Raw genomic sequence first — 11419 nt, forward strand, 5'->3', positions numbered from 1 at the left:
ATGCCGACCCCAGCACGCGTGCGAGCCGACGCGTGCCCTGGTGTTTTCGCACCGCACGACGCCGCCGACGGGCCACTCGCGCGGGTGCGGCTGCCCGGCGGCACGATTTCCGCGGTCCGGCTGCGCGCGCTGGCCGACGCCGCCGAGGCGTGCGGCGACGGCGACCTCCACCTCACTTCGCGCGGCAACGTCCAGCTGCGCGGCGTCACCCGCCCCGGCCTCGCCGAGCGGCTGACCGACGCCGGCCTGCTGCCTTCGCCGTCGCACGAGCGGGTCCGCAACGTCCTCGCGTCGCCGTCGAGCGGGCTGCGCGGCGGGCTCGCCGACGTCCGGGGCCTGGCCGCCGCGCTCGACCTCGCGCTGTGCGCGGCGCCGGAGCTGGCCGCGCTGCCCGGGCGGTTCCTCTTCGCCTTCGACGACGGGCGCGGCGACGTCGCCGGGGAAGGCGCCGACGTCTGCTGGCGGGCGACCGGTCCGGCCGAGGGGACGCTGCTGCTCGCGGGCGGCGACACCGGCCGCCGGGTGGCGCGCGCGGACGCCGTCGCCGCGCTGCTCGACCTCGCGCGGGAGTTCGTCCGCGTGCGCGGGACCGCCTGGCGCGTCGCCGAACTCGACGACCCGGCCTGGCGCGGGACGCCGGTCGCCTTCGCGGACGCCGAAGTCGTGGCCGGGGTGTTCCCGCGGGACGACGGCGGGCTCGCGGCGGGGGTCGTGCCGCGCTTCGGGCAGCTTTCGGCCGCGCAGGCGCGGGCCCTGGCGGAGTTCGGGACGGCGGTGGTCACGCCGTGGAAGTCCGTGGTCCTGCCGGACGTGCCCGCGGACGTCTTCGAGCGGCTGGGTTTCGGCGCGACCGCTCTGGGCACGACCGCCTGCATCGGCCGGCCCGGCTGCGCGAAGTCGCGCGCCGACGTGCGCGCCGACGCGGTGTTCCGGCCCGGGCTGCGCGCGCACTTTTCGGGCTGTGAACGGCGGTGCGGCAAGCCGTCGCAGTCCCATGTGGACGTTGTGGCGGAAGCGGACGGATATCGGGTCGACGGCCGTTGGGTGCCGCTCGACGAGGTGAAGGGAACCCTGTGATCGACTACCTGCGGGACGGTGCCGAGATCTACCGGCACTCGTTCGCCACGATCCGCGAGGAAGCGGACCTGGCGATCCTGCCCGACGACGTGGCCGGGCTGGCGGTCCGGATGATCCACGCCTGCGGCATGGTCGATCTGGTCGACGACCTGCGTTACACCCTCGACGTCGTCGAGTCCGGCCGCGCCGCGCTCGAAGCGGGCGCGCCGATCCTGTGCGACGCGCAGATGATCGCCAGCGGCGTCACCCGCCGTCGGCTGCCCGCGGCCAACGAAGTGCTTTGCACGCTGTCGGACCCGAGCGTGCCCGGGCTCGCGGAGCGGATGGGCACCACGCGCTCGGCGGCGGCCCTGGAACTGTGGCGCGACAAGCTGCCCGGCTCGGTCGTGGCGATCGGCAACGCGCCGACCGCGCTGTTCCGCCTGCTGGAGATCCTCGACGAAGGCGTGGACGCGCCCGCGGCGATCATCGGCGTGCCGGTGGGCTTCGTCGGCGCCGCCGAGTCCAAAGTGGAACTGGCGAAGCGCGCCCCGGCCCCGTACCTGGTGGTGCACGGCCGGCGCGGCGGCAGCGCGATGGCCGTGGCGGCGATCAACGCACTCGCGAGCGCCGAAGAATGAGCCTGGGCAAGCTCTACGGCGTCGGCCTCGGCCCCGGCGACCCGGAACTGATGACGGTCAAAGCGGCGCGGCTGATCTCCGAGGCGTCGGTGATCGCGTACCACAGCGCGCGGCACGGCCGCAGCATCGCGCGTTCGGTCGCCGAGCCGTACCTGCGCGAGGGGCAGATCGAGGAGAAGCTCGTCTACCCGGTCACCACGGAGACGACCGACCACCCGGGCGGCTACGAGGGCGCGATCGCGGACTTCTACGAGCTGAGCGCGAAGCGGCTGGCGGAGCACCTCGACGCGGGCCGCGACGTCGTCCTCCTCTGCGAGGGCGACCCGTTCTTCTACGGCTCGTACATGTACATGCACGAACGGCTTTCCAGCCGCTTCGAAGCGATCGTCGTCCCGGGGGTGACGTCGGTGAGCGCGGCGTCGTCGGTGCTCGGCCGCCCGCTCGTCCAGCGCGACGAAGTCCTGACGGTGCTCCCGGGCACCCTCCCGGCCCCGGAACTGGCCCGCCGCCTGGCCGACACCGACGCGGCGGCCGTCCTGAAGCTGGGCCGCACGTTCTCTTCGGTGCGGGAAGCGTTCGCGGAGGCGGGAAAGCTCGACGACGCGGTGTTCGTCGAGCGGGCGACGTGGGGACAGCAGCGGATCGAGCCGCTGGCCGAGGTGGACCCGTCGACGGTGCCGTACTTCTCGCTGGCTCTGCTGCCTTCGCCGGCTTACGCTTCGCGGCAGTCGCCTGCTGTTGCTCCGGTTTCTGCCGGGTCCGGTGGCGAAGTCGTGGTGGTCGGCCTGGGTCCCGCCGGTCCTGAGTGGCTGACGCCGGAGGCTTCGGCGGAGCTTTCCGAGGCCGAGCACATCGTCGGGTACGGCCCGTATGTCGCGCGGGTGCCGCAGAAGGCGGGCCAGCAGCGGCACGCGTCGGGCAACCGCGTGGAGGCGGACCGCGCCCGCGAGGCCCTTTCCCTGGCCGCGGCCGGTGCCCGGGTGGCGGTGGTGTCTTCGGGCGACCCGGGCGTGTTCGCGATGGCGTCGGCGGTCCTGGAGCAGGTCGCGGCAGGCCACGGCACGGGCGTCCGGGTCCGCATCGTCCCGGGCGTGACGGCGGCCCAGGCGGCGGCGTCCCGGGTGGGCGCACCGCTGGGGCACGACTATTGCGTGCTTTCGCTGTCGGACCGCTTGAAGCCGTGGGAGATCATCGAGAAGCGCCTGGACGCGGCGGGCGCGGCGGATCTCGTGCTGGCGCTGTACAACCCGGCTTCACGCACTCGGACGACTCAGCTGGCTGACGCTCGTGCGGTCCTGCTCCGCCACCGTTCTGCCGAGACACCGGTGGTGGTGGCACGGGATGTGGGCGGGCCGGAGGAGGACATCCGCGTCACGACCCTCGGGGACCTCGATCCGTCCACAGTGGACATGCGCTGCCTGCTGATCGTGGGCTCGTCCCGAACCCGCGCGGAGAACGGCATCGTCTGGACCCCGCGCAGCTATTGAGGAGGCTCAGAATTTTGATCTTCGCCCGGCGAAGAATTTATTTTTCGCATCCCTGAGCCGCTTGAGCTGCAGAGATGGCAATAACAAGATCAATATTAGTCTTTGGGTAGTGCTCGAAAACGGCTTCTTGCGGCACACTTGGTGCTCGCCGGAGTGGCGTTCGTGGGTGTCGTGATCGTTGCTGCGATCGCCGTAATCGTGCGCCGTGGAAATGCGCTGTGGCTGCTCGTGATAGCGGGTGTGCTGCTGCTTGCGTTGTTCGTGATCGATCGGGGCGATCCAGCCATGCTCGTCGCGCTGGCCGAACTCGTGAGAAGCATCGGCGGCGCGACCGGGCCATGATCAGGGACCCGACCAGAAATTCGTGAAGGCCACCTTGAGGAACATGGAGTTCCTCAAGGTGGCCTTCACGACCGCGTCAGCGCGTCGGGTCCTTGCCGTTCGGCTGCCGCGGTCCGGGCCCGGCCGACCACCAGCCCGGCACCGTCTTCTCGCCGTGCACCACCGTCGGGGCGATGCCCTCCGTGAACGGCTCGATCTGCAGCAGCTGGCCCCACGACTGGCTCGGCTGCCCGATCAGGTAGCTCGGCACTTCGGGCTCCTCGGCCAGCTCCTCCAGCCACCCGATCGGCCCGCCGTTCGTCGACGACGCCCACTGGGCCTCGTCCGCCAGGCCGCCCGCCGTGATGCGGTACGCCGGGACCTGCGAGATGCCGTCGTGGGACGTCACCGGCTGGACGCACGGGTACACGAACGACGCCGGCCAGTCCACGTACACCGGCTTGGATCCGATGCGGTCGGTCAGGGTCGTGAACGTCGGGACGCGGGGGGCGGACGCCGCGATCCAGCCGTCCTCCGTGAGGTCGTTGTCGACGATGTTGATGCGGACCGCGTCCGTCTCCGGGGGGAGGTCGCGCAGGTTGATGCGGGTGTCGTTCCAGCCGCCGGTGCCCGCGCCCGGGGGGAGCATGAACTGGCTGCGGACGATCTTCACGCCGTCCGGGGTGTTGTGGCCGTAGTCGAGGCTGACCGACGTCGGGCGGCGGGCCGCGCCCGCGGTCGCCACCACGACCTGGCCGTCCGCCCGCTTCTCCGTCAGCGCGTACCAGTCGCTGCGCAGCCGGCCGGCGCGCGTCTCGGGGTCGAGGAAGCTCGACCACATCGGGACCTTCTCCGGCGTGAACCCGTGCGGCGGCTCGGCCAGCGGGTCCTTGTCGTCGACCGGACGGGTGTGGAAGCCGGTCTGGACGCGGCCGTTGTCCTGGTCCGGGTTCGGCAGCGGCGAGTTCTCCTGCGGCTTCTCCGCGACGGTCCGCTGCTCGGACTGCGTGTGCAGGATGCTCGTCGCCGCGTCGCGCTCGACCATCACGTGGTCGGAAAGGTTGCAGCTCTTGCCGAACAGGTGCCCGACGTTCGCCGCGCCCAGGCTGTAGCTGCCGGCCTGGTTGTGGATCGCCCACGCCATCGTGACGAACTCGCCCGCCGCCACCAGGCCGCAGACCACCACCAGCGACAGCGACCCGAGCCGCAGCGCGCGCAGCCGGCCCTCCTGCACCGGCGGGGGCGCGCCCGGCCGGTGCGCGCGGACGTTCTCGACGAACGCGTAAATCCCGGCGATCGCCGCCGCCACCAGCAGGATCGTCGACAGCGGGATGCCGCCGATCGACGGCGCCACGTTCGTCCACTGGACGCCGAGGCGCGAGACGAACCAGTACGTGTTCGGCCCGGTCGCGGCCAGCGCGGCGACGACCAGCAGCCCGGCCAGGAAGGCCGCTCGGTTGCGCTGGGACCGCAGCACGGTCGAGCTGGTCGCGAGCGCGGTCAGCGCCGCCATCGACGCGCCGACCGCGGCGAACGCGCCGAAGTGGTGCGTCCACTTCGTCGGCGTCAGCGCCAGCAGCAGGAAGAACAACGCCGTCGTGCCGATCAGGCGGCGCGCGGGGCCGAGCGCCGCGCCCTGGATGCGGCCGCGGCGCAGCAGCATCACCAGGCAGGTGGCGGTGCAGAGGCCGACCAGCAGCACCGGGAAGCGGCGGGGCGCCGAGCCGTCCGGCAGGCTTTCGAACAGCAGCTGGTAGCGCGCGAGTTCCTGGAACCACGACAGGTTCGGGCCGACCTGGGTGCGGATCCGGGTGGCCTCCTGCACCGTCGCGAACGTCTGGTCGGCGAACACCACGACCAGCACGAGCAGCCCGGCCGCGGCGACCGGCGCCAGCACCGGCAGCCAGCCGCTCTCGTTCGCGCGCTGGCGCACCAGCTTGAACAGCGGCCGCGCGGCGACCAGGAACGGCGCCACCGCGAGCAGCCCGGTCGGCGTCGCGGCCAGGGTGAACCCGGCGGCGGTCAGGCCGAGGCAGAGCGGCAGCAGCCGCCGCGTCACCAGCGTGCGCTCGACCGCGCAGATCGCCAGCAGCGAGCCGAGCGCGGCCACCGGTTCCGGCCGGACGCCGTTGTTGTAGGGCATCCACCAGATCAGGAACACCGTCGCCGCGGCCCAGCTGGCCGGGCGGCTGGTGCGGATCTGGGTGCCCAGGCGCGGCATCACCTCGCGGCTGATCAGCAGCCAGCTGAGCACGCCGAGCAGGAACGACGGCAGCCGGATCCACGGCGGCACCGTGCTGACGTGCGTCATCAGCTCGAACACGTGGTAGAACCAGCCGAACGGCGCTTCGGCGACGCCGAACCAGCGGTGGTAGTTCGTCAGGTAGCCGGTCGATTCGGTGACCCGGGCCATCGTGAGGATGTAGCCGTCGTCCGAGGTCACCGGGCCGATGAAGACCCACGCGCCGAGCGCGGCGATCACCGTCGCGTCCCGCAGCGTCAGCCGCCACCAGCCGACCGGCGCCCAGCGCGGGGCGCGGCGCGCGAAGCCGGAGTCGCGCCGCCAGACCGCGATCATGCAGCCGATCAACGACAGGATGGCGACCACGCCGACGACGATCTTCAGCGCGGTCGGCGACGTCTGGTAGCGCGTGTCCGGCACGACCGAGACGTGCAGGCCGGCGATCGGGTCCTTGCTCGAGTTGATCGAGGAGTAGATGCCGACGACGCGGGGCCGCACGTCGCCGTTGGCGTGGAAGATCGGCGTCCCGGCCACGGCGAGGGTCATCTGCGTCGCGTCGACGTCCAGTTCGACGTCGCACTTCTCGGCGGGCAGCGGCTGCTGGGCGATCTGCTGGCCCTGGCTGGAGGCGAGCAGCACGCCGTTGTCGACGCGCAGCTGCATGCCGACGCCGTTGCCCGACTTCGGGTCGGTGCGGCCGTCCGGCACGGTGGCGAACAGCAGGCCCGGGCCGTTCGTGCGGGCGTCGACCGAGCGGATCGCCGCGCACGGCAGTTCGGCACGCAGGTCCTGGGCCCAGTACCCGGTCAAGGGCGCGTTGACGGAGCGGGTGTCGCTGCCGGTCGGCCAGACGACCTCCGCCGTGTCCTGCACCACCGGCAGGAAGGGGAAAGCCAGCGCGCACAAGGCCGAGAGCAACCCCAGCGCTACGGCAATCAGACGCATCGGCGCAACGCTAACGGGTCAGCGGTCGGCGGCTGACGCAGCCCCCGGATCACGTGGGGTGAACCGCCCGTGGTGGACCGCCTCCGTCAGGGGACGGCGGTTGCGCCAGCCGTGGCGCTCCAGGTCCGGCACGCTCTCGAGCCGGCTCACCGGGCCCACGCAGAGCCACGCGACCGGCCGGACGCCGTCCGGGATGCCCAGCAGCTCGCTCAGGAACGGCTCCCGGTAGAAGCTCACCCAGCCGACGCCGAGGCCTTCCGCGGTGGCGGCGAGCCACAGGTTCTGGATGGCCAGGCACACCGAGTACAGGCCGGCGTCGGCGATGGCGTGCCTGCCGAGCACGTCGGGCGCGCCGCGGGCCGGGTCGTAGGTGACGACGATGCCGAGGCTCGACTCGAGGACGCCCTCGACCTTGATGTTCGCGAAGGTGCCGGCGCGGTCCTCGGCCAGCTGCGCGGCGAACACCTCGCGCTCTTCGTGGACGTGCTTCGCGAACTTCTCGCGCGTCGGGTGGTCGTCGACCAGCACGAAGTCCCAGGGCTGGGTGAGCCCGACGCTGGGCGCGGCGTGCGCGGCTTCCAGGACCCTCGTCAGAGTCGCTTCCGGGACGGGCGCGCCGGTGAACTCGCCGCGGACGTCCCGCCGCTTGCGCAGGACCTCGTAGAACTCTTCGATCATCGGTGCAGCACCCATTCGACGGCTTCGGGGACGGTCGCGGCGGTCTCGGTCGCCGGCCGCGGCGGGCGCCGGACGACCAGGACGGGCTTGCCCAGCTCCCGGGCCGCGGTCAGCTTCGCGCTGGTCCGGCCGCCGCCGGAGTCCTTGGTGACCAGGACGTCGACGCGGCCGAGCAGCTCACGCTCGGCGGCCGCTTCGTACGGCCCGCGGGCGAGGATCAGCTCGTGGTGGCGCGGCAGCGGCGGCTCGGGCGGGTCGACGCAGCGGATCAGGAACCACAGGTCGTCGAGGTGCGCGAAGGCGGGCAGCCCTTGGCGGCCGCTGGTGAGGAACACGCGGTTCCCCAGTTCGGGGAGCTTTTTCGCGGCGTCGGCGAGGTCGTCCGCCCAGTGCCAGACGTCCCCGGGGCCCGGCTGCCAGCCCGGGCGGGCGAGCCGCAGCAGGGGAATGCCGGTGAGCCCGGCCGCCTTCGCCGCGTTGGCGCCGATGCGTTCGGCGAAGGGGTGCGTGGCGTCGACGACGGCTTTCACGTCGTTCTCGCGGAGCCACGCCGCGAGTCCTTCTGCGCCGCCGAAGCCACCTACGCGCACTTCGCCGACGGGCAACCGCGGCCGCGCCACGCGTCCCGCGAGCGAAGAGACAACGCGGACTTCGCGCGCTGTCAGGTCTTCGGCGAGTTCCCGCGCTTCGCCGGTGCCGCCGAGGATGAGGATCACCGGGGACGTCCGTACCCGACGGCCTCGCGCCACCGGTCGAGAGTCCGCAGGTTGGCCAGGGTTTCGGCCCAGCTCAGCTCGGGGGCCTGCCGATTCCCGACGTGCGTGGCGACGTGGTCGGCTTCGCGCGCGAAGACACCCTGGGACGCTTCGACCTCGATGACCTCCGGTTCGCCGCCGGCCGGCGTCAGGATGATCTGCGACGTGCCCGGCGTCCGGAGCGGGTGGATCCAGGCGGGCCGCGGGATGTGGAGGTGCCCGCGCGAGCCGTACACGCGGATGCCGTCTTCGCGGGTCAGGCGGATGCCGCACGAGATCGTCGCGAGGATGTCGCCGGGCAGCCGCAGCAGGCCGGTCGCGTACTCGTCGACGCCGTGCTCGCTCAGCCGGGCCATCCCGCTGACTTCGAGCGGCTCGACGACGTCTTCGCCGGTCGCGGCCTGGGCGACCAGCCGGGCGAGCGACGTGCAGTAGCAGCCGACGTCGAGGATCCCGCCCCCGCCGAGCGCCGGATCGCTGAGGCGGGCGGTCTCTTCGGGGTTGCTGTCGAAGGAGAACGTGGTGTCGACCGCGCGGACTTCGCCGATCGCGCCGCTCGCGATGAGTTCGGCCAGCCGCCGCGTCTGCGGGTGCAGCCGGTACATGAACCCTTCCATGAGGAAGACGTCGTGCGCCCGCGCGGCGGCGATGACCTCTTCGGCGTCGGCGGCGGTGAGCGTCAGCGGCTTCTCGCACAGCACGTGCTTGCCCGCCTCGGCGGCGGCGATCGCCCAGTCCTTGTGCAGGGCGTGCGGTGTCGAGACGTAGACGGCGTCGACGCCGGGGTCGGCGAGGAGGTCTTCGTAGCTGCCGTACGCCTTCGGGATGCCGAACCGCGCGGCGAAGTCCCGCGCCCGCCCGGCATCTCGCGCGCCGACGGCGGCGAGCGTGCCGTGCTCGCTCTCTTGGACACCCGCGGCGAAGTGGCCGGCGATCGTCCCGGCGGCCAGCAGGCCCCAGCGCAGTTCCGTCACAACGACTCCGGTTGGTCGGCCCGGTCACGGGCACTCGAGTAGAGGAAGCTGTCGGGGAAGTTCGTGGCGGCGAGCACCCGCCCGACGAAGATCGTGGCCGCGCGGGTCATCCCGGCTCCGCGGACGAGCGTGGGGAGATCGCCCAGCACTCCGCGCACGACGGTTTCCCCGGGCTGGCTCGCGAGCGCGACGACGGCCACGGGGCAGTCGGCGCCGTAGTGCGGGACGAGTTCGCCGGCCACCCGCTCGACGTGGTTGATGGCGAGGTGCAGCGCGAGCGTCGCCCCGGTGGCGGCGAACCCGGCGAGCGTCTCCCCGGGCGGCATCTTCGTGGACCGCGCCTGGACGCGCGTGATGACGAGGCTCTGCCCGATCTCGGGCACGGTGAGCTCCCGTTTCAGCGCGGCGGCCGACGCGGCGAAGGCGGGCACGCCGGGGACGACCTCGTACGGGACACCGGCGACGTCGAGCCGCCGCATCTGTTCGGCGACGGCGCTGTAGAGCGACGGATCCCCGGACGTCAGCCGAGCGACGACCTTCCCGTCCTGGTGCGCACCGACCATCCGCGCGACGATCGCTTCGAGCGCGAGGTTCGCGGTGTCGATGAGGATCGCCTCCCGCGGGCAGTAGGCGAGGAGATCGGTGGGCGTCATGCTGCCGGGGTAGAGGCAGACGCCGCACCGGGCGAGGAGGTCCCGCCCCCGCACGGTGATGAGGTCGGCGGCACCGGGCCCGGCGCCGATGAAGTGGACGGTCACCGGCGGCTCCCGAGGATGCGGCCGGCGGCGGCGGTGGTTGGCCGCCCGTTCGGACTCGGGCGTGTGCGGTCGGTGGTGGCGGTGGTTGGCCGCGCGCTCAGCCTCGGCCAGGTGCGCCCAGCGTTGGTGGCCCTCGGCCGCCCGCTTGGACTCGGGCGTGTGCGGTCGGTGGTGGCGGTGGTTGGCCGCCCGCTTGGACTCGGGCGTGTGCGGTCGGTGGTGGCGGTGGTTGGCCGCCCGCTCCAACTAGGCCAGGTGCGGTTGGCGATGGTGGCCCTCGGCCGCCCGCTCGGCCTCGGCCGTGTGCGGCTGCTTTCCGTGCTCATCGGCTGCTCCACTGCGTCACCACCCGGGCCGGCGACCAGCCCGTGAAGCCGCCCAGTGGGGCCGCTCGCTCCACGCCGATGCGCACCAGCTCGCCGCCGTGCTCCGCGTACGCCCGGGCCAGCACCTGTTCCGCCTCCACCGTCACCCCGTGCGCCACCACGCGCGCTCCCGTGGCCACACATGCCTCCAGTACTCCCGTCACCGTCACGCCGCCGCCGATGAACACCGCGTCCGGGGCCGGCAACGCGCTCAGCACCTCCGGTGCCTCTCCCGTCACCACCTCCAGTTCCGGTACGCCCAGGTCCACCGCGTTGCGGCCGATCCGCTCCGCTCGCTCGGGGTCTCGCTCGATCGCGATCGCCCGGTTCAGCCCGTTCAGCCGCGACCACTCGATGCCGACGCTGCCCGCGCCCGCGCCGACGTCCCACAGCAGCTCGCCGGGGCTCGGCGCGAGCCTCGACAGGGCCGAAACCCGCAGGTCGCGCTTCGTCAGCTGGCCGTCGTGGGCGTACACGTCGTCCGGGATGCCGATCAGGGGCAGCGCCGGACCCACGCACTCCAGCGCGAACACCGTCAGCGGGCCGGGGTCGCCGGACCAGCCGTCGGTGATGCGCTCCTCGGGGCCGCCCAGGTTCTCCAGCGCGAACAGCTCGCTCTCGCCATACCCCCGCACGGTGAGGAGGGAGCGCAGAGCCGTCGCGTCGGCGCCCAGGACGAGCACCCGCCGCCGCGGGGCCAGCACCCGGGCGACGCGGGCCGACGAGCGGCCGACGATCGTCACCACCTCGGTCTCTTCGGCGGACCAGCCCAGCCGGGCCCGGGCCAGTGTCACCGACGAGACCGCGGGGAACGCGTCGACCTCGTATCCATGTGCCACGAGCGTAGTGCCGACCCCCGACAAAAACGGGTCCCCGCTGGCCAGGACGCAGATCCGCTGCCCTTCGTGCTCCGCGATGAACGCGTCGAGCGCCGGCAGCAGCGGCGAGGGCCACGGCACCCCGCCTACCTCCGGCGGCAGGTACGCGAGCTGCCTCGGCGCACCCAGCACGACGTCGGCACCGAGGACGAGGGCCTGGGCCGGTTCGGACAGGCCGGGCCACCCGTCGGCCCCGATCCCCACCACCGTCAGGCGGGCGGGGCCGTCGGGTGCCGCCTGTTCCGAGCCAGGTCGACGTGATTTTTCGCGCACGATTTCCCACCCTAAGCGAGGCGGGCGCTGTGCGATGATCGGCCGG

10 protein-coding genes are annotated in these 11419 nt (G+C 72.8%); 4 read left to right on the forward strand and 6 right to left on the reverse strand.

What is annotated here, in order from left to right; genetic code table 11:
• The 4 genes from AB0B33_RS20725 (at position 1) to AB0B33_RS20740 (ending at position 3526) form a co-directional block, all read left to right on the forward strand.
• The gene (locus tag AB0B33_RS20725) at positions 1-1077 is read left to right on the forward strand and encodes a precorrin-3B synthase (protein ID WP_360774063.1); all 1077 of its coding nucleotides are present in this window, start codon (positions 1-3) and stop codon (positions 1075-1077) included.
• The gene (locus AB0B33_RS20730; RefSeq protein ID WP_360774066.1) at positions 1074-1697 is read left to right on the forward strand and encodes a precorrin-8X methylmutase; all 624 of its coding nucleotides are present in this window, start codon (positions 1074-1076) and stop codon (positions 1695-1697) included. The genes AB0B33_RS20725 and AB0B33_RS20730 overlap by 4 nt, the downstream gene beginning before the upstream one ends.
• The gene (locus AB0B33_RS20735; protein WP_360774069.1) at positions 1694-3184 is read left to right on the forward strand and encodes a precorrin-2 C(20)-methyltransferase; all 1491 of its coding nucleotides are present in this window, start codon (positions 1694-1696) and stop codon (positions 3182-3184) included. The genes AB0B33_RS20730 and AB0B33_RS20735 overlap by 4 nt, the downstream gene beginning before the upstream one ends.
• 162 nt (positions 3185-3346) lie before the next feature.
• The gene (locus AB0B33_RS20740) at positions 3347-3526 is read left to right on the forward strand and encodes a hypothetical protein (protein ID WP_247019918.1); all 180 of its coding nucleotides are present in this window, start codon (positions 3347-3349) and stop codon (positions 3524-3526) included.
• A gap of 76 nt (positions 3527-3602) precedes the next feature.
• Here the strand turns inward: AB0B33_RS20740 and AB0B33_RS20745 are convergent, their stop codons facing one another.
• The 6 genes from AB0B33_RS20745 to cbiE all read right to left on the reverse strand — a co-directional run bounded on the left by AB0B33_RS20745 (position 3603) and on the right by cbiE (position 11373).
• Positions 3603-6692 (reverse strand): arabinosyltransferase domain-containing protein, encoded by a 3090-nt coding sequence (locus AB0B33_RS20745; RefSeq protein WP_360774073.1) that lies wholly within the window; start codon positions 6690-6692, stop codon positions 3603-3605.
• An 18-nt stretch (positions 6693-6710) separates the two neighbouring features.
• Complete coding sequence (bluB, locus tag AB0B33_RS20750) at positions 6711-7370, reverse strand: 5,6-dimethylbenzimidazole synthase (RefSeq protein ID WP_360774076.1); 660 nt, start codon at positions 7368-7370, stop codon at positions 6711-6713.
• The gene (locus tag AB0B33_RS20755) at positions 7367-8086 is read right to left on the reverse strand and encodes a cobalt-precorrin-6A reductase (RefSeq protein ID WP_360774079.1); all 720 of its coding nucleotides are present in this window, start codon (positions 8084-8086) and stop codon (positions 7367-7369) included. The genes bluB and AB0B33_RS20755 overlap by 4 nt, the downstream gene beginning before the upstream one ends.
• Positions 8083-9099 carry a Gfo/Idh/MocA family oxidoreductase gene (locus AB0B33_RS20760; RefSeq protein WP_360774082.1) on the reverse strand — a complete coding sequence of 339 codons (1017 nt, stop codon included), beginning with the start codon at positions 9097-9099 and terminating at the stop codon, positions 8083-8085. The genes AB0B33_RS20755 and AB0B33_RS20760 overlap by 4 nt, the downstream gene beginning before the upstream one ends.
• Positions 9096-9857 (reverse strand): precorrin-4 C(11)-methyltransferase, encoded by a 762-nt coding sequence (gene cobM, locus AB0B33_RS20765; RefSeq protein WP_360774084.1) that lies wholly within the window; start codon positions 9855-9857, stop codon positions 9096-9098. Before cobM ends, AB0B33_RS20760 begins: the two co-directional genes overlap by 4 nt.
• 322 nt (positions 9858-10179) lie before the next feature.
• On the reverse strand, positions 10180-11373 hold the full coding sequence (gene cbiE / locus AB0B33_RS20770) for a precorrin-6y C5,15-methyltransferase (decarboxylating) subunit CbiE (protein WP_360774087.1): 1194 nt from the start codon (positions 11371-11373) through the stop codon (positions 10180-10182).
• Between the last annotated feature and the right edge of the window lie 46 nt (positions 11374-11419).

It is taken from the genome of Amycolatopsis sp. NPDC049159, from assembly GCF_040648295.1.
Taxonomy (GTDB): domain Bacteria; phylum Actinomycetota; class Actinomycetes; order Mycobacteriales; family Pseudonocardiaceae; genus Amycolatopsis; species Amycolatopsis pretoriensis_A.